Source organism: Klebsiella sp. BIGb0132, from assembly GCF_024810075.1.
GTDB classification, from domain to species: Bacteria; Pseudomonadota; Gammaproteobacteria; order Enterobacterales; family Enterobacteriaceae; genus Klebsiella; species Klebsiella terrigena.
Window position 1 is genome coordinate 297,216 of sequence record NZ_JANUDW010000001.1, and the last position, 18,493, is coordinate 315,708.

Here is an 18,493-nt window from a genome sequence, read left to right on the forward strand (position 1 = left end):
CGCTGTTAGCCGTTTCAGCCTTTTATCGGCGATAGCGCTCGGCGATCGGGAGCCGTACATTCATGTCAGATTTTATTCTTGCTCGCGTCTCGCAAACGCTCGCCAACGAACATTCGCTGGAGCTGTTGGTGCGACAACTGCTTGAGATGCTGGAACTTGTGACCCGAATGGAGTCGACCTATCTGACCCGAATTGATCTTAGCGCCCAGCGCCAGCTGGTTATGTATGCGCATAACAGTAGCGAAATGACGATCCCGGAGGGCTTTTCCGTCCCGTGGAACGAGTCGCTGTGCAAGCGCGCTATCGATGATAACTGCCTGTTCAGCAACGACGTCGCCAGCCGCTGGCGCTCGTGCATTGCCGCCCAGGAGCTTGGGATCACTACCTTTTTCAGTATCCCCGTGCGCCTGACCGACGGCTCGCTGTACGGCACGCTCTGTGCGACCAGCCGCCAGAAACAGCCCTACAACCTGGAAGGCGAGCAGGTGATGGGCCTGTTCGCCAACCTCATCTCGCACTACGTTGAGAAAGAGACGCTGGTCGAGCAGCTGCGCGCCGCCAACTCGGCGCTGGAGCTGCACTCCTACACCGACGAATTAACCGGCTTACCCAACCGCCGCGCGCTGTTCAAGCATCTCTCGACGATGTTCCCGCGCGCGCGCGAACTGCAGCGCAATATCTTGCTGATCTTCATCGATCTCGACGACTTTAAGGCGATCAACGATCGGTTCGGCCACCCGTGCGGCGATAGCTTCCTTGTCCAGGTCGGCGAGCGTTTAAACGCCCGCGTGCGCCAGGGGGATCTGGTGGGTCGCCTCGGCGGTGACGAGTTCTTAATTATCGGCGCGGGTCTCGAAGCCGAAGAGCAGCAGGCGTTTATCGCCAATCTGCGCAAGGAGCTCGGCGGAATTTACTTCCTCGCCGAGCACCGGATTAGCTACCCTGGCGCCAGCTTTGGAGTGATCGACGTCGAGCCGCAAACGATGGATATGGAGAGCGCGCTGCGGGCCGCTGACGATGCGATGTATCAGGATAAAAAGTCGCGCCGCAAAGAGACCTTCCTGGATATTGACTAACCCGGCGGGATTTCCAGTATGATAGCGGACATCACTTGCAGGCTCAGGGACAACACAATGAAATTGGGTATTCTTTTCCCGGTAGTAATTTTTATTATCGCCGTCATTTTTCTTGGCTGGTTTTTTGTTGGCGGATACGCGGCGCCGGGCGGTGCTTCGTGAAAAAAAGCACCATTTTGATGATTATTATCGCCGTTATTGCGCTGGCCGGCGTGCAGTTTGGCTGGTGGTAACCGCTCCTTTCCGGGGCGCTTAAATTGCAGAGTTGTCTTATCCACTCAATAACTTAACGCGATACACTCACTTCACCAGCCGAACCCGTCCGCCAGTTGCGGGCGAACGGCGGACTAACGGAGAAGTGAGAAATGAAAAAACCGATCGTGTTATCGTTGATGCTCGCGCTATGCACGCTGTTATCGGGATGCATTGTTGATGATGGCTATCATCACAGACACCACCACCATCATTACGACGGCAGAGGCTGGTGAAAAAAGGCGGATCAAGGCGAACCTGGGTTCGCCTTGTTTCATTTAGTCCTGGCGGTCAGAACCTAAGAAGACGAAGCCCAGCGGAATGGAAAAAAGCAGCGTAAATACGATGCTGTAGACCGTCACCATCGCCCCTTGCAGGAAGAACATCGAGGTTGTCCATTCGGAGTACGGCATATTGTACTCGCTCACCACGCCGCCAAACGTCGCGCGACCAACCACGGCAAGCGCGATGGCAAACACCACCGCTATCGACAAGAAAAATTTCTTACTGTTTTTATTGCTGATGAGTTTATGCAGAATCATCCGGGTTCCCTTTTATCTGACCGATAATCGGCTGTATATGTAACACCAATGCAATTAAAATTGAAGGGCTTTTGTTACAATACAGAGATTATCGCTGCCGGCCGGCGCAACGCCACCGACCGGACGGCTATGACTGCAGCGTCGCCAGGCGCGCGGCAAAGCCGACAAAGACCAGGCCTATCAGGCTGTTGCCAATTTTGGCGAGCTTCTTCTTCGTTTTAACGTAGCGCGTCACGAAAGAGCCGGAAACAATTAAGAAGCTCATATACATAAAGCTAATCACTTCCAGAGTCAGCGCCAGAATAAAGAAGGCCAGGCCCGGCGTCTTCGCGCTGACGTCGATAAACTGGACGAAGAAGGAGACGTAAAACAGGATAGCTTTAGGGTTGGTGAGGCTGAGGGTCAGCGAACGCTTGAGGATCGCACTCGCCGGCTCGGCGTCGGTATCGCTATGCCCTTCCCGCTGCGTCAGCACCGCGTAGAGCATTTTGCCACCCAGCCACAGCAGATAGATGGCCCCGAGATAGCGCACGATATTGAACAGTACCGGCGTCGTCTTGATCAGCGTCGCGACGCCGGCAAAGGCCAGCAGCATCAGCACCGCGTCACCGATAAACACGCCAGCCGCCGCCAGATAGCCTTTCCTGATACCGTGCGCGATGCCGGTTTTGAGGACAAAAAAGGTATTGGGGCCGGGCACCAGGATGATAAAAATAGCCCCGACCAGGTAGGTCAAATAGTTCAAAACACCAAACTCAGCGAACACACTGCACTCCTTCGCGTTCAACAAGAAATATGATCGCGCTCACGTTAACGCAACTAACGTGATTTTGAAAGAGCTTACTCTGCCTGGTGGCTTAGTACAGAGAGGCTTCGCCCAGCGGACGCGTTTTGAAGCGTCGGTGAACCCACAGATATTGTTCAGGCGCGCGCAGGATCTCTTTTTCGATAACCCTGTTGATATAGGTGGCCGCTTCCTGCTTATCTTCAACAGGATAATCGTCCAGCGTGTCGCCGATATATAAGGTGTAGCCTTTGCCGTTCGCTTTTCGCACCATGCTGATGGTCAGCATTTTGGCACCCGAGAGGCGCGACAGAACGTAGGTGCCGTTGGTCGTTGCGGCCTGGGGCACGGAGAAGAACGGGGCAAAGACGCTGCCTTTGGGGCCGTAATCCTGATCGGGCGCAAACCACACCGCCTCACCGGCTTTCAGGGCGTGCACCAGGCCGGATAAATTGCGGCGATCGATCATCGCTTTGTTCGAACGCAGGCGTCCGCGGGTCTGCACCCACTCCATCAGCGGGCTGTTGTGCGGGCGGTAGGTTGCCATCATCGGTCGGCAGATGCCCATCGTACGGCCGCCGAGCTCAAGAGAGATAAAGTGCACGCCGACCGCCATGACGCCTTTACCCGCGCTCATCGCCTTTTCGAGATTGTCGAGACCTTCGACATCAAACCATTTCCTGACGCGCTCGTCGCTCCAGAACCACGCCATGCCGGTTTCAATTAACCCCATTCCCAGCGACATAAAGTTCTGCTCGATCAGCTTTTCTCTCGCTTCAGCAGACATGTCGGGGAAACAGAGCTCAAGGTTTCTTCTGGCAATCTGCTCCCGGCGCTTAAGGAAGCGTCGCGACAGCTTACCGGCGCGGGTGCCGATGCGGTGAAGGAGCGGATAGGGTAATTGCACGAGCGACCAAAGAATGGCCAGGCCAAACCAGGTTCCCCAATTGCGGGGATGCAAAAGACTCTTATCAAAAGCGGAGGGCATCATTTTTCCTGTAGACATCCTAAATGAGGTAACGCTTAAGGAAAAAACGATTCCCTTCATCAGTCGTTAGGCGGTACATATAGCAAGTACGACAATAGTAATCTGCCTAAATTCACTCGGGCAAGTAAAAACGAACGCTGAGGGTAAAAAAACATAATGCCAGCACACTTGTTACAAAATGTAAATTAAAAATCAATAATTAATTAAGAATATTCATCTGGAAAATCATTTTCATGCTATTCATTTATACAAGCGCCAAACTTGCGCCTGCTGAAACGCCCTTTTCCGCCGCCGTTGCCGGCATCGCCGGCGATCGGTAAAAGCCCGGCGATCCGGCGCTGCCCGCGCCTTCAGCCTCCCCCAGGCGCTGCTTAATCATGACGCGGAACGAGGCGGCGCGAAGTCAGCCGCGGCATCGCCGGCGGCAGCAGGAAGAATAAATCCCCGCGCGCATATTCGGCCAAAAAATTTACCGCCGGCGGTGAAGCGTAAAATAAGACCCGGCTTATTTTATCTTCCTGACAAATAATGACAGATATAGAGAGTTGTTTTTATTTCGAACGTTTATTACGCATTATTTTTGTACAGTACGGCCTTTAGCCGAACAGCAGGCAATAAAATTAAGTTGCCGCCGCTGACGCCGAAAAAAGCGCATCATCGCCAGAAAACGCGGACGATTCTCCCGCTTAAGCAGGCCATTACAGATGATCCTCAGGGCCTGGCGGAAACCTTCGTCTTTTATCAACCCCCGCGCCGACATCAGCGACATCGGTCCCGCGTGGCAGCGCACGGAGTCAAACCCCGCCTCTTCGAAGAGAGACTGCCAGCGCGCCTGGCTCATCGGGCTAACGTGAGATTTGACCACTCCCTGCAGCGCCATGCGGTCTCCCTCTCCCAGCGCCTGCCGGGTGTACATAATATCGTGGGTCAGCAGGCGGCCGCCGGGCTTGAGCACGCGATAATATTCCGCCACCAGCTTTGCTTTGGCTTTATCGGCATACATGGTCAGCATCGCCTCATTAATCACCGCGTCAAAGGTGGCGTCGGGAAACGGCAGGCTCGTAGCGTTAGCCTCCATCACCAGAACCTTATTATCCACGCCCTCAAGAACGGTATTTTGCCGGGCCTTCGCCAGCGCGTCTTTATCCATATCGATGGCGTACACCCGACAGCCAAATCGTTTCGCCAGCTCTATTGAGGTGGTCCCCATATTGCAGGCCACCTCAAGCACCGTACTGTCCGAGGACAAATCGGCCTGGCGGAACAGCCACTCCGTCGCCTCTACGCCACCGGGCCGCAGCCGGGTTTTCCCCAGGCTGGCTAAAAATGTGTGTCCGGCCTTTTCACTCGCATTCATCTGCAGCACCTCATGATTTATAAGATGCATTATAAATACATTATTATCTTTGATGAGGGAATATTGATAATGACATTTATTTGCATTTGACCAGTGAGAAGCCGCCGCCGCGCGCCAGGCGCAGACAAAATCAATTGTAATGGGTAACAATTACTTAAGGTGATAACCCGACCTGGAGACGCACTTCGCGCTGCGTTTTAATTGTAATGAGAAACATTCTCATATTAACATATGCGCTATCGTTCAATTTTTCCTGAATCCGGCCATGTCCTCACTCTCCGCCACCGCCGCACCGCTGACGCTTGCTTCGCTGTATCACGCCCATCACGGCTGGCTGAAAAACTGGCTGACCGGCAGGCTGCAATCCTCTTTCGACGCCGATGACGTCACCCAGGACACCTTTATGCGGGTGATGGGCGGTGAACCCTTAACAACCATCCGCGATCCGAAATCCTTTCTGTGCACCATCGCGAAGCGGGTAATGATCGATCTGTTTCGCCGCAATGCGCTGGAGCGCGCCTGGCTGGAGATGATCGCCCAGCTTCCGGAGGCGCTGGCGCCCTCCGCCGAGCTGCAGCAAATTCAGCTGGAGACGCTGCAGCAGATCGACGCGATGCTGGACGGTCTGAGCCAGAAGGCGCGGGAGGCGTTTTTACTCTCGCAGCTGGAAGGCCTGACCTACGCCGAGATCGCCGTACGCCTGACGGTCTCCGTCAGCTCGGTGAAGAAATATGTTGCCAAAGCGACCGAGCACTGCCTGATTTTTCGCCTGGAGAACGGTCTGTGACCCCGAAGCTTAGCGACTCCCGTCGCCAGGCCCTGCGCTCGGCCTCCCACTGGTATGCCCTGCTCAGCGACGGCCGCCCCAGTCCGCAGCAGGAGGCCCGCTGGCAGCAGTGGTACGAGCAGGACCACGATCACCAGTGGGCCTGGCAGCAGGTCGAAAACCTGCGTCAGCAGATGGGCCATCTTCCGGGCGCGCTCGCCAGCCGGGCGCTCAACGACGGTCGGGCCACCCGCCGTCAGGTGCTGAAAGGATTGATGCTGCTGGCCGTCGCCGGCGGAAGCTGGCGGATGTGGGACAGCGAGCTGGCGGAGGGACTTCGCGCCGACTACCGCACCGCCAAGGGGATGACGCGACGCCAGCCGCTGGCGGACGGCTCGATTCTGACCCTCAACACCGACAGCGCCGCCGACGTCTATTTCGACGCGCGCCAGCGCCTGGTGCGCCTGCGCTACGGCGAAATTGCTATCCGCACCGCCCGCGACGAGAGCCGGCGGCCGTTTCGCGTGCAGACCCGCGACGGGAACCTCACCGCGCTGGGCACCGAGTTTACCGTGCGCCAGTTTGCCGATGAGACCCGTCTGGCGGTGCAGCAGCACGCCGTTGAGGTGCGCTTAGCGCACGGCCAGATTCAGCGGGTAGAGGCCGGAGAAAGCCTGCGCTTCAGCGCCGGGGCCTTCTCGCCCATACGGACGCTGAGCGCCGGGGAAGATAGCTGGACCCAGGGCGTGCTCAGCTTTCGCGACCGTCCGCTGGGCGAGGTTATCGCCACGCTCTCTCGCTATCGTCCCGGCATTCTGCGCTGCGACCCCCGCGTAGCCGATTTACGCCTCAGCGGCACCTTTCCGCTGAGCGATAGCGGGCAGATTTTGCAGATTATTACGCAGACGCTGCCGGTAAAACTGCAGTTTGCCACCCGCTACTGGGTCACCGTCGTGCCCGCCTGAGAAAAAAATACAAAAAATTCTCATTCTCCATTGTCCCTTTTCCCCTGCTCGTTCGACTTAACAGGTGAAAACAACCAAAACAATCGTGGAGAACAGATGACGCCTTTACGCGTTCTACGCAAACCAATGCCTCTGGTGATGGCAATCCGCTTAAGCCTGCTGCCGCTGATAGCGCTCGCCGCCGCGCCGGCCTTTGCCGCCGCGCAGTTTGATATTGCCGCCGGAGATTTAGCTACCGCACTCAATCAGTACGCCGCCCGCAGCGGCATCACCCTCGCAGCCGATGCCAGCCTGACCCGCGGCAAGCACAGCGACGGCCTGCACGGCAGCTACGACGTTGAGGATGGCCTGCAGACGCTGCTCGACGGCAGCGGCCTGCGGCTCAAAGCGCTGGGCAATAACGCCTGGACGCTGGAGCCCGCCCCCGTTGACAACGAGGCGACGCTGACGGTTGTCGGCGACTGGCTCGGCGACGCCCGGGAAAACGACGTGTTTGAGCACGCCGGCGCCCGCGACGTTATTCGCCGCGCGGAGTTTGCCAAAACCGGCGCCACCACTATGCGCGAGGTGCTGAACCGCATTCCGGGAGTCAACGCCCCGGAGAATACCGGAACCGGTAGTCACGACCTGGCGATGAACTTTGGCATCCGCGGCCTCAACCCTCGGCTGGCCAGCCGCTCGACGGTGCTGATGGACGGTATCCCGGTGCCCTTCGCCCCCTACGGCCAGCCCCAGCTGTCGCTGGCGCCGGTATCGCTGGGCAATATGGATGCCGTGGACGTGGTTCGCGGCGCGGGCGCCGTGCGCTACGGGCCGCAGAACGTGGGCGGCGTCGTTAACTTCGTCACCCGCGCCATTCCGCAGGATTTTGCCATTGCGGGCGGTGTTGAGGGCCAGCTGAGCCCAACCTCCTCGCAGAACAATCCCAAAGAGACGCACAACCTGATGATTGGCGGCACGGCAGATAACGGCTTTGGCTCCGCGCTGCTCTATTCCGGCACCCGCGGCAGCGACTGGCGCGAGCATAGCGCTACCCGCATTGACGACGTGATGCTGAAAAGTAAATATGCGCCCAACGAGGTGCATACCTTTAACAGCCTGCTGCAATATTATGACGGCGAGGCCGACATGCCCGGCGGGCTCTCCCGCGCCGATTATGATACCGACCGCTGGCAGTCTACCCGCCCGTACGATCGCTTCTGGGGACGCCGCCAGCTCGCCAGCCTCGGCTATCAGTTTCAGCCGGACGCCATGCATAAATTCAATATTCAGGGCTTCTACACCCATACGCTGCGCAGCGGCTACCTTGAGCAGGGCAAACGCATTACGCTCTCGCCGCGCGAATACTGGGTGCGAGGGATCGAGCCGCGCTACAGCCAGAGCTTTACGCTCGGCGCTACCGCGCACGAAGTGGGCGTCGGCTATCGCTACGTGAACGAATCCACCCATGAGATGCGCTACTACACCACCACCGCCAGCGGCGAGCTGCCGAGCACCGCCAGCCCTTACGATCGCGATACCCGCTCCGGTACCGAGGCGCACGCCTGGTATATCGACGACCGGGTGGATATCGGCAACTGGACGATCACCCCGGGCATGCGCTTCGAACATATTGAGTCTTATCAGGACAATAACCTGAAGGGTAGCCGCGAGCAGGTCAGCTACAACGCCCCGCTGCCGGCGCTTAACGTGCTTTATCATCTCACCGACAGCTGGAATCTTTATGCTAACACCGAAGGATCGTTCGGCACCGTACAGTACAGCCAAATTGGCAAGGCTGTGGAGAGCGGCAACGTGGAGCCGGAAAAGGCCCGCACCTGGGAAATCGGCAGCCGCTACGACAACGGCGCCCTGAGCGCGGAAATGGGCCTGTTCCTGATTAACTTCAATAATCAGTATGACTCCAACCAGACCAACGATACCGTCACCGCCCGCGGCAAAACCCGCCACAGCGGGCTGGAGACCCAGGCACGCTACGATCTCGGCGATCTCTCGCCGCGCTTCGACAACCTGTCGGTCTACGCCAGCTACGCGTACGTTAACGCTGAAATCCGCGAAAAAGGCGACACCTACGGCAATCAGGTCCCCTTCTCGCCGAAGCATAAAGGCACCCTCGGCGTCGACTATAAGCCGGGCAGCTGGACCTTCAACCTCAATAGCGATTTCCAGTCCAGCCAGTTTGCCGACAACGCCAACACCGTCGAAGAGAGCGCCGACGGCAGCACCGGCCGCATCCCGGGCTTTATGCTGTGGGGGGCGCGCGTCGCCTACGACTTTGGTCCGCAGATGGCCGACCTCAACCTCGCGGTCGGGGTGAAGAATATCTTCGACCACGAGTACTACACCCGCTCGTACGACGACAACAACAAAGGCATTTACGCCGGTCAGCCGCGCACCCTGTACCTGCAGGGATCGCTGAAATTCTGACACTGCCCGTTCGCCGCCTCGACCTGAGGCGGCGCTGTTGCCGGTTGATATCGGCGGGACGGTTGCAGCGTCCCGCCATTGTGGAGTGAGTATGTTGGCTATTTTACGTCTTGTCTTTGCCGCGCTGCTGGCGCTCGGCGGCCCGGCTTTTGCCGTGACGGTCGAGGATCTGCAGGGGCAGTTTACCCTCGATAAAACCCCGCAGCGGATCGTCGTGCTGGAGCTCTCTTTCGCCGATGCGCTGGCGGCGGTTGACCTCAGCCCCGTCGGCATCGCTGACGATAACGACCCCGAGCGCATTCTGCCCGAGGTCCGCGCGCGCCTGAAGCCGTGGCGGTCGGTCGGCACCCGCGCCCAGCCCTCTCTGGAGGCGATTAGCGCCCTGCGCCCGGACCTGATCGTAGCCGATAGCAGCCGCCATCGCGGTATTTATGCCGCCCTGCGGCAAATCGCTCCGGTGCTGCTGCTAAAGTCGCGCAATGAAACCTATGCCGAAAACCTGCAGTCGGCGGCCATTATCGGCAAAGTCGTCGGCCAGGACCCGCTTATGCAGCAGCGCCTGGCGCAGCACCGCCGGCGGATGGCCGATTTCGCCGCTCAGCTGCCGGCAGGCGCCAGCGTGGTCTTCGGCACCTCCCGCGAACAGCAGTTCAACCTCCATTCGCGCGATACCTATACCGGCAGCGTGCTGAGCGCGCTGGGGCTGTCGGTTCCGGCGGCTATCGGCGGCGCGCCGATGGCGACGATCGGCCTCGAGCAGCTGCTGGCCATCAACCCGCAGTGGCTGTTTGTGGCCCACTATCGGACGGAAAGCATCGTACGCAAATGGCAGCAGGACCCGCTATGGCAGATGCTGCAGGCGCAGCAGAAGCAGCAGGTGGCCACCGTGGACAGCAACAGCTGGGCGCGGATGCGCGGCATGTTTGCCGCCGAACGCATCGCCGCTGATGCGGTTAACATCATTCACCACCGGGCGGTCGACGGGCAGCAATAATGAAATCATCCCGTTCCGCTTTGCCGATCTGGGGGCTGCCGCTGGTCGGGCTGGCGGGCCTGCTGTGGCTGAGCCTGTTTGGCTTTTCGCCGATCCCCATTGCGCCGCTGGAGGCCCTGCAGGCGCTGCTGGCCCCCAAAAACCCCTCTCTGGCCCAGGCGCTGGTGCTTAATCTGCGCCTGCCGCGTAGCCTGGTGGCGATCGCGCTTGGCGCCAGCCTGGCGCTTTCGGGCGCGCTGCTGCAAATTCTGACCCACAATCCGCTAGCCTCGCCGTCCCTGCTCGGCATCAACAGCGGTGCGGCGCTGGCGATGTCGCTGACCAGCGCTTTCAGCCCGGCGCCGCTGGCGGGCTACTCTCTGGCATTTATTGCCGCCTGCGGCGGCGGCGTCTGCTGGCTGTTGGTGATGGCGGCCGGCGGCGGCTGGCGTCAGGAGCTCGATCGCAGCCGGCTGATCCTCGCCGGGATCGCCCTGTCAGCGCTGTGCATGGCGCTGACCCGCGTCACGCTGCTGCTCGCCGAAGATCGCGCCTACGGCATTTTATACTGGCTGGCCGGGGGCGTTTCGCACGTTCGCTGGCCGGAGTTCTGGCAGCTGTTTCCCTTTGCGGCGCTGATTATCCCCGGCGTGTTTCTGCTGGCGAACGCCCTGAATTTACTCCACGTCGGCGATAGCACCGCCCACTCGCTGGGGGTGAATCTCTCCCGGCTGCGGCTGCTAATCAACGCGGCGGTGCTGCTGCTGACCGGCGCCTGCGTCAGCGTGGCGGGGCCGGTGGCGTTTATCGGCCTGCTGGTACCGCACCTCGCGCGGCTGTGGGTGGGCCAGGACTGCCGCGTCCTGCTGCCGATGGCGGTGCTTCTGGGGGGCATATTTATGCTGCTGGCGGATATTCTCGCCCGCGCTCTGGCCTGGCCCGCGGAGCTTCCGGCGGGCGCGGTGCTGGCGCTGGTTGGGGCGCCGTGCTTTGTCTGGCTGGTCAGGAGGCGCGGATGAAAATGCGCATCGCCTGCCTGCTGCTGGCGCTGCTGGCGTTAAACGTTATCTCCCTGCTTATGGGGGCCGTTCCGCTGCCCTGGCGGGCGCTGTTCGAGGGCTGGAACGGCGCCAGCGAGTACCACTACGCGCTGACGCAGTATCGCCTGCCGCGGGTGGTGCTGGCGCAGATCGTCGGCGCCGCGCTGGCGGTCGCCGGGGTGCTGATTCAGGGCCTGGTGCGCAACCCTCTGGCCTCGCCGGATATTCTTGGCATCAACCACGCCGCCAGCCTGGCGTCGGTCGCCACGCTCTATTTTATCCCCTCGCTGTCCGTGCTGTGGCTGCCGCTGGTGGCGTTTAGCGGCGGCATGGCGGCGATGCTGACGCTGGTTGCGCTGGCCGGCTTTGCCCGCCCGATGCGCCTGGCGCTCACCGGCGTGGCGCTGTCGGCCTGCTGGGCCAGCCTTACCGACTACCTGCTGCTCTCCCGACCCCAGGAGATCAACAATGCGCTGCTGTGGCTGACGGGGAGCCTGTGGGCGCGGGACGGTTCATTCGTCACTATCGCCCTGCCCGTTCTGGCGCTCCTGCTGCCGTTAAGCCTGCTGCTCAGCCGCGGCCTGGACTTGCTGGCGCTCGGTCATGAGCGGGCCGGAACCCTCGGCGTCAATCTCCGCCAGCTTCAGCGCGGCGGCCTGCTGCTGGCGGTCGCTCTCGCTTCGGTGAGCGTCGCCGTCTGCGGCCCAATCGCGTTTATTAGCCTGGTGGTGCCGCACCTCGTGCGCCGCTTAACGGGCGGCAGCCATCGCTACCTGCTGCCCGTTTCGGCGCTGACCGGCGGGCTGGTGCTGCTGTTGGCCGACCTGCTGGCCCGTACGGTTCATCCCCCAATGGAGCTGCCGGCGGGCGTATTAACCGCCGTTATCGGCGCGCCATGGTTCATCTGGCTGCTGGTAAGGATACGTTGAATGGAACTGAGAACCGAAAACCTGAGCGCCGGCTATGGCGCAAAGCGCATTATCGACCGGCTGGATCTGACCCTGCCCGGCGGGCAGATCAGCGCCCTCCTCGGGCCAAACGGCTGCGGTAAATCGACGCTGCTGAAGTGCTTCTCGCGGCTGCTGGCGCCGACGGCCGGCAAAATATGGCTCGGCGAGCAGCCCCTGCCGGGCTTTAGCCCGCGCCAGCTGGCACGGCATCTGGCGCTGCTGCCGCAGCAGCACCACGTTCCGGAGGGGATTAGCGTACGCGAGCTGGTGAGCTACGGCCGCAGCCCGTGGCTGCCGCTGTGGGGACGCCTCAATGCCGACGATCGGCGGATAGTTGACGAAGCACTCGAGCGTACCGGCATGACGCCGCTCGCCGGGCAGGCGCTGAGCGAGCTGTCCGGCGGGCAGAGGCAGCGGGCGTTTGTGGCGCTGATCCTTGCCCAGCAGACGCCGCTGGTACTGCTTGATGAGCCGACAACCTGGCTGGATATCAATCATCAGGTGGAGCTGATGAAGCTGATGCGCGAGCTGCAGATGTGCAGAAACACGGTGGTGACCGTCCTTCACGATCTGAATCAGGCCAGCCGCTACTGCGACCACCTGGTGGTGTTGGAAAGCGGAAAAGTGCGGGCCCAGGGCCTGCCGGAGCAGGTGCTGACGCCCGCGCTGCTGCGCAGCGTTTTCCAGCTGGAGGCGGAAATCCACCCCGACCCTATCTCACGACGCCCGATGTGCGTGATGAAATAGCCCGGTCCATCGGCTAACAGGACGATCAGTACGTATGGAAGTAGTTCTGAATCACTTCCGAGTTACGCGTTTGCGTCAGGGCGGTCATCAGCAGGATGCGCGCTTTTGCCGGGTTCAGCGAGTCGGCCACCAGCCCAGGCTGGCTATCGTCGGCCGGGACCACGCCGCTGCCGGTGCGGGAGGCGCGGACCACCACGATGCCGGCTTTTTGCGCTTTTTCGATCCCAGCGGCGCTGCGCACGGATACCGAACCGGCGCCGGTTCCGGCGTAGACGATGCCGTCAACGTGATGGGCAATCGCCGCATCGTACATATATTCCGGATCGTCCTGATAGCCGTAGATAATCACCACCTTCGGCAGCGTATTCAGCTGACGAACGTCAAAGACCGAGCGCAGGGTATGAATCTTATCGACGCGCGTTTCAAACTGCGGCTTGCCGCCAACGATAACGCCCAGGTAGCCCTCTTCCGGCGCTTTGAAGGTATCGAGGCTGTTAGCGTTGGTTTTGGTCACAAAGCGCGCGGCGCCGATGCGGTCGTTCAGCACCACCATTACGCCCCGCCCCTTCGCCTCGGGATCGGCGGCGACGGTCACCGCCTCCAGCAGGTTCATCGGGCCATCGGCGCTTATCGCCGTTGCCGGCCGCATCGCCGCCGTCAGCACCACCGGCTTATTGCTTTTCACCGTCAGGTTGAGGAAGTAAGGCGTCTCATCGAGCGTATCGGTACCGTGGGTGATCACCACCCCGTCAACGTCATCCCTGGCCAGCAGCTCATTCACCCGCTTAGAGAGTTTGAGGATAATGTCGCTGGTCATATTTTCGCTGCCGATATTCGCCACCTGCTCGCCGTCCACCCGCGCCACCTTGCTCATTTCTGGCACCGCGTTAATCAGGGTCTGGACGCCAATCGCGCCGGCCTTATAGCCGGTGGTTTGGGTATTGCTGGCCGCCGACCCGGCAATGGTTCCGCCGGTGGCGAGGATCACGATATGCGGCAGGCGCGTTTCGCTGGCAGCCAGGGAACTCATCGTCAGTAACGCAATCGCAAGTAATGCTCTAAAATTCATATTCACTCTTCCCCAAAATAGACATTTATCAAACTGGCGGAGAGTTAATGCAAACGGCTTGCCACTATTTATTTTCTTTTTACGGGCAAAATGGTTAACTATCGGGCAACAAAGGCTTTTTCATTGATTTTTCGCGCAAATTTGGTGCAGCGATGCTTCCTGGACGGGCGCGTCAGGCAATAAAACCGCCGCCGGGCTCACCGTTTATTATTTTTCGTCGTCCCGCTTCAGACGCCTTGCCATTAAATTATCAATACCATAACGGCCACGATCGACCTATTTTATGTGGATATCGCGATGAGGGAAAAACGATGCGTCTCGCCTTAAAATCAGCATTGATGCTTACCACTCGCGTCATACAGATAATCAATCCCGAACTCCACCTGCATATGCAGCGCACGGCGCTGATCGCCCTTGAGCTCTCGCTGGCGCTGGGGCTGCCGCGTCAGCAGCAGCAGACCATCTTTTGCGCCGCGCTGCTGCACGACATCGGCGTACTGGGCGACAAGCGGATGATTACCTCGCTCAATGCGATAGATAATCTGAACGATCCTCACCAGCACCGGGGGGCGGAGATGCTCAGCGGCCTCGCCACCCTCGCGCCCATTTTGCCCATTATTCGCCACCACCACCTCAGCGCGGACTACAAAGGTAGCCTCGACGAGCATATCGTCTGTTTTGCCGACGCCTTCGAACGCCTGCTCGCCGTCGGCGAAGCCAACGCCGAGTATCAGACTGATATGATTATTGATAAATTCCGCACCCTGCATCAGGAGCTGAATCCGCAGCTGTGCCAGACCCTGTGTCAGTTGGCGAAAAAGGAGCACTTCTGGCTGCATCTCAATCCCGGCCACATTCAGCGGATGCTGGAAATTATCGGCCCGATTAACGATCTGTACATCGACGTCGACGGCCTGAAGGATATCTGCCTGCTGATCGCCAAAATCGTTGATACCTACAGCAGCTTCACCGCCAGCCACAGCATTATGGTCGGCGAAATCTCCTGGCAGCTGGCGCGCTATATGGATCTGCCGCCCGAGGAGTGTAAGAAAATAGAGGCCGCCGGCTACCTGCATGATATTGGCAAGATCTTTATCCCGCTGGATATTCTGGAAAAACAGGGGGAGCTCGCCCCCGATGAGCTCCTGCAGGTGCGCGAACATAGCTATATGACCGGCGAGCTCCTCAGCGCCTTTAGCGAGCTCGGCGAGATTATTAACTGGGCCGCCAACCATCATGAAAAGCTCGATGGCAGCGGCTATCCGCTGCATCTGAACGCGGATTATCTGCATCTGCCGGACAGAATCATCGCCATCGCCGATATTTTTACCGCGCTGACCGAAAATCGCCCCTATCGCCAGGCGATGGGCTATCAGCAGGCATTACGGCTGATTGAAAACGATGTTATAAATGGCGCGCTGGACGCGAATGTTTTTGCCGTTTTATGCCAGCATGCCGACACGCTTCATCGCGAAATCATCGGTAAAAAACGCGACCGGTCACCGCCGTAACCTGCCGGCAGCCTGCGGACAGGACGGGGTTCTATAATAAAAAAATAACGTTATAAATTCATCTGCACGCAAGGAAATTACCGGTGAGAATCGCCACCATGACCAACTGGGCCTACGGTATAACCGTCGCCCTGACCCTCGCCTCAGGCATTGCGATGCTGATGGCCTCAAACGCGGATACTGCCGAACGCCAGGCGGTACAGCAGCGCCAGATTTTCGACCAGCTAACCGAAGAAGTTGAAACCGACGCCTGGGCGCTTTCAGACCTCGCGCGGACCTATGTCATCAATAAAAGCCCGGACGTTTTAGAGGAGTATAGCCAGCAGGCTCAGGCGACGATCGCTATCGAGCAGCGGCTAGGAAAGCTTAAAGATAGCGGCGCAACGCCCCAGGAGCTGGCGCTGCTGCACGAGGGTTTACGCATCGCCGACGAGCTGCAGGACGAGCAGCAGGCGGCGCTGGCTAATATCGCCCGCGGCGAAGAGAAAGAGGCTATCGGCCTGCTCTACGGCAAGGTCTATGAGCGCGAGCTCGAGCGGGTTCAGACGCAGATCGACCACTTCCGCCTGCTGCTGGAAGGCCGGGCCAACGGCGCTATTGCGCAGGCCACCGAGAAGTCCCACACCTGGCGCAGCCTCTCCGAGCTGATGGTCGGGCTGACGGCGCTGATGTTCCTGTTTGTGCTGGGATTTATTCTGCAGCGCCGGGTGCTGTACCCGGTTGTGCGCCTGAGCGATGTCGTGCAAAGGCTCGCCTCGCAGGATTACGCCGTTGAAGCGCCTAACTTCACCCAGATTGATGAGATTGGCGATATGGCGCAGGCGATCCGCATTTTCCGCGAGAACGGCCTGGTGCGCCAGCGTCTGGAACAGGAGCGGGACGCCGACTGGGCGATCCGCGAGCTGCTGGCGCGGATGACCCAGCGCCTGCAGGGGTGCGAGTCTTTCGAGGATGTGATTAAAGTGGCCGAGCTTTTCGCGCCCAACATCGCGCCGGAGATCCCCGGGCGGCTCTATATTCTCGACCTCGATCCCTGGCAGATGCGCTGCGTCGCCAGCTGGCTCTCGCCGCCGGCTGAGCCCGAGATCTTTCATCCCGATGACTGCTGGGCCGTGCGCCGCGGGCTGAGCCACCCTCCGGTCAACGGCGAGCCGGATATCGCCTGCTACCATCTGCCGGAGTCAAGCGCGGAGTGCTCGCTTTGCGTTCCGCTGATTGCCCAAGGGGAAGCCATCGGCCTGCTCTCCTTCAGAAACGTCACTCCGGCCACCGCCCCTTCCCGCGCCTACCTTGAGCTGATGGCCGAAGCGCTGGGCCTGGCGCTGGCGAACCAGCGCCTGCGCAACGCCCTGCTGGAAAAGGCGCTTTTCGACTCGCTAACCGGGCTGCGCAATCGCCATCACCTTGAAGACGCCCTGCATACCCAGATGAACCTGGCGGTGCGCAACGGTACGCCGCTGAGCTGCCTGATGATCGATATCGATCACTTCAAGGCGATCAACGACAGGTACGGTCACGAGGCGGGCGATCTGGTGATTAAAAACGTGGCGACCATCGTGCAGCGCGCGGTGCGTGATATCGGCATGGCTTTCCGCTACGGCGGGGAAGAGTTTTTAGTCCTGCTCGCCGGGACCAATGAAGAGTCCGCCCTGGCGTGCGCCGAGGATATCTACAACAACGTTCGCAACATGACGCTGCGCTACGGCCTGAGCGAAATGGGTCAGATAGATGTCTCTATCGGGATCGCCAGCTTCCCGCAGCATACGCAAAGCGACAGCCTGCTGCGCGCCGCCGATGCCGCGCTGTACCGGGCAAAAGAGCTCGGCCGCTCGCGGATCGTCAGCTTCGGGATGCTAAAAAGCGACTGACGGCGGGTCGCCTAAACCCGCTCGGCAACGCTTTCATTCAGCGTCGGCTGAGCGGGAATACGCGCGCTCCTGCGCACAATAAGCCGGCCGGTCAGCACCTGCTGCACTGCCGGCGATGCGGCATCGGCAAACTGCCGCGTAATAGTGCGTACCGCGCAAGCCACCATTTCATCGATGGGCTGAACGTAGGTGGTGAGGTTAAATAACGGCCAGTCGGCCATCGCGATATTATCAAAACCGATGATCGAAATATCGCGCCCGGCAACCAGCCCAAACTCGCCTACCGCCACGTTGAGCGCGCCGATGGCCATAATATCGTTGGCGCAAAAGATGCCGTCCGGGCGCTGCTTGCCGTTCAGCAGGGCGCGCGTCGCCGCCATCGCCGTTTCCACGCAGTAGAGTCCCTGAGCCCGCAGCGGCGCGGGAAAACCGTGCCGACGCAGGCGCTCGGTGAAGCCCTGCTCACGGTCTCTGCTGGTTGAGGAGGAGTCAAAGCCGGCAATAAAGGCGAGCTGGCGATGCCCTCCCGCCACCAGAAAATCAGCAATCTGCTCCCCGCCGCGCAGGTTATCGCTGGTGACGCTGGAGACGTTTTTACTGACATTCTTACGGTTGAGCAGCAGCACGGGCAGGCCGTTATGCTGACACTCTTCGGCAAAATGTGAGGAGAGCATGGTGGAAACTAAGATCAGCGCCTCAACCCGGTGACGCAGGATATCTTCGAGAATAGGATCGGTATCCCCGTCGCTGTTCATCGAAAAGAGCAGTACGCTGTAGCCCATCTCCTTGAAGGCCTGCGCCAGCTCATCCACCAGGCCGGCGTAAAAGGGATTCATCAGGCCAGGAACGACAACGCCAATAAGGTTTGAGCGGCGGGTAATCAGCGAGCGGGCAACAAAGCTCGGCCGGTAGCCAAGCTGGGCGGCCGCATCTTTGATTTTTTCGCGCGTTGTCGCCGAGACCTTCCCGCCCTCAGTAAACGCACGCGATACCGCAGATTGTGAGACTCCGGCCAGTTTCGCCACATCGTAACTGGTCACGGGGCGACGTATACGCTCAACCATTGAGACATCCCTCCTGACAGAAAAACCGTAGGCCCATTATGGGCGATTGACGCGCCGATGCATAATTTTTGCGATCTGCGTTGCATTCGAATGCATTAGTGATTTCCTTCCTGA

Annotated in this window: 18 protein-coding genes; 12 read left to right on the plus strand and 6 right to left on the minus strand. The window is 59.7% G+C overall.

Going from position 1 to position 18,493, the window contains the following annotated elements:
* Window positions 1–62: 62 nt before the first annotated feature.
* From M2416_RS01340 to M2416_RS01350, 3 genes are all read left to right on the plus strand, one after another.
* On the plus strand, window positions 63–1,076 hold the full coding sequence (locus M2416_RS01340) for a sensor domain-containing diguanylate cyclase (RefSeq protein ID WP_076945277.1): 1,014 nt from the start codon (window positions 63–65) through the stop codon (window positions 1,074–1,076).
* Between the two features lie 57 nt (window positions 1,077–1,133).
* Window positions 1,134–1,238, plus strand: coding sequence for a YoaK family small membrane protein (locus M2416_RS01345; RefSeq protein WP_041145046.1), 105 nt, complete (start codon window positions 1,134–1,136; stop codon window positions 1,236–1,238).
* 203 nt (window positions 1,239–1,441) lie between these two features.
* Window positions 1,442–1,564, plus strand: a complete 123-nt coding sequence (locus tag M2416_RS01350; protein ID WP_115193110.1) for a hypothetical protein — start codon at window positions 1,442–1,444, stop codon at window positions 1,562–1,564.
* Between the two features lie 42 nt (window positions 1,565–1,606).
* On the opposite strand, the gene M2416_RS01355 is transcribed toward M2416_RS01350, so the two are convergent.
* From M2416_RS01355 to M2416_RS01370, 4 genes are all read right to left on the minus strand, one after another.
* Window positions 1,607–1,870: a DUF2534 family protein gene (locus M2416_RS01355; protein WP_041145045.1), complete on the minus strand. Its 264-nt coding sequence runs from the start codon at window positions 1,868–1,870 to the stop codon at window positions 1,607–1,609.
* A gap of 127 nt (window positions 1,871–1,997) precedes the next feature.
* On the minus strand, window positions 1,998–2,636 hold the full coding sequence (leuE, locus tag M2416_RS01360) for a leucine efflux protein LeuE (protein ID WP_041145044.1): 639 nt from the start codon (window positions 2,634–2,636) through the stop codon (window positions 1,998–2,000).
* Between the two features lie 91 nt (window positions 2,637–2,727).
* Window positions 2,728–3,642 (minus strand): kdo(2)-lipid IV(A) palmitoleoyltransferase, encoded by a 915-nt coding sequence (lpxP, locus tag M2416_RS01365; RefSeq protein ID WP_167691908.1) that lies wholly within the window; start codon window positions 3,640–3,642, stop codon window positions 2,728–2,730.
* 574 nt (window positions 3,643–4,216) lie between these two features.
* Window positions 4,217–4,999 carry a class I SAM-dependent methyltransferase gene (locus tag M2416_RS01370; protein WP_076945499.1) on the minus strand — a complete coding sequence of 261 codons (783 nt, stop codon included), beginning with the start codon at window positions 4,997–4,999 and terminating at the stop codon, window positions 4,217–4,219.
* Window positions 5,000–5,264: 265 nt separating this feature from the next.
* Between M2416_RS01370 and fecI the strand changes: the two genes are divergently transcribed.
* The 7 genes from fecI (at window position 5,265) to fecE (ending at window position 12,867) form a co-directional block, all read left to right on the plus strand.
* Window positions 5,265–5,786, plus strand: coding sequence for a ferric citrate uptake sigma factor FecI (gene fecI, locus M2416_RS01375; RefSeq protein WP_076945274.1), 522 nt, complete (start codon window positions 5,265–5,267; stop codon window positions 5,784–5,786).
* Window positions 5,783–6,730: a ferric citrate uptake sigma factor regulator FecR gene (fecR, locus tag M2416_RS01380; RefSeq protein ID WP_259221718.1), complete on the plus strand. Its 948-nt coding sequence runs from the start codon at window positions 5,783–5,785 to the stop codon at window positions 6,728–6,730. Before fecI ends, fecR begins: the two co-directional genes overlap by 4 nt.
* Window positions 6,731–6,826: 96 nt before the next feature.
* The gene (gene fecA / locus M2416_RS01385) at window positions 6,827–9,157 is read left to right on the plus strand and encodes a TonB-dependent Fe(3+) dicitrate receptor FecA (RefSeq protein ID WP_259221719.1); all 2,331 of its coding nucleotides are present in this window, start codon (window positions 6,827–6,829) and stop codon (window positions 9,155–9,157) included.
* 91 nt (window positions 9,158–9,248) lie between these two features.
* Window positions 9,249–10,151 (plus strand): Fe(3+) dicitrate ABC transporter substrate-binding protein FecB, encoded by a 903-nt coding sequence (locus M2416_RS01390; protein ID WP_259221721.1) that lies wholly within the window; start codon window positions 9,249–9,251, stop codon window positions 10,149–10,151.
* Window positions 10,151–11,149, plus strand: a complete 999-nt coding sequence (gene fecC, locus M2416_RS01395) for an iron-dicitrate ABC transporter permease FecC (RefSeq protein ID WP_259221724.1) — start codon at window positions 10,151–10,153, stop codon at window positions 11,147–11,149. The genes M2416_RS01390 and fecC overlap by 1 nt, the downstream gene beginning before the upstream one ends.
* Before the next feature lie 2 nt (window positions 11,150–11,151).
* Window positions 11,152–12,099 (plus strand): Fe(3+) dicitrate ABC transporter permease subunit FecD, encoded by a 948-nt coding sequence (gene fecD, locus M2416_RS01400; RefSeq protein ID WP_259222855.1) that lies wholly within the window; start codon window positions 11,152–11,154, stop codon window positions 12,097–12,099.
* Window positions 12,100–12,867, plus strand: coding sequence for a Fe(3+) dicitrate ABC transporter ATP-binding protein FecE (gene fecE, locus M2416_RS01405; RefSeq protein WP_259221725.1), 768 nt, complete (start codon window positions 12,100–12,102; stop codon window positions 12,865–12,867).
* Window positions 12,868–12,892: 25 nt separating this feature from the next.
* Here the strand turns inward: fecE and fraE are convergent, their stop codons facing one another.
* Entirely contained in the window at window positions 12,893–13,936 is a 1,044-nt protein-coding gene (fraE, locus tag M2416_RS01410; protein WP_259221727.1) for a fructose-asparagine asparaginase, read from the minus strand.
* Window positions 13,937–14,247: 311 nt separating this feature from the next.
* Between fraE and M2416_RS01415 the strand changes: the two genes are divergently transcribed.
* Both M2416_RS01415 and M2416_RS01420 read left to right on the plus strand, forming a co-directional pair.
* Window positions 14,248–15,447: an HD domain-containing phosphohydrolase gene (locus M2416_RS01415; protein ID WP_259221729.1), complete on the plus strand. Its 1,200-nt coding sequence runs from the start codon at window positions 14,248–14,250 to the stop codon at window positions 15,445–15,447.
* 83 nt (window positions 15,448–15,530) lie between these two features.
* A complete protein-coding gene (locus tag M2416_RS01420) occupies window positions 15,531–17,315 on the plus strand; it encodes a sensor domain-containing diguanylate cyclase (protein WP_259221730.1) in 1,785 nt (594 codons plus the stop codon).
* Window positions 17,316–17,326: 11 nt separating this feature from the next.
* Here M2416_RS01420 and M2416_RS01425 read toward each other — a convergent pair whose 3' ends face one another.
* A complete protein-coding gene (locus tag M2416_RS01425; protein ID WP_076945264.1) occupies window positions 17,327–18,379 on the minus strand; it encodes a LacI family DNA-binding transcriptional regulator in 1,053 nt (350 codons plus the stop codon).
* Between the last annotated feature and the right edge of the window lie 114 nt (window positions 18,380–18,493).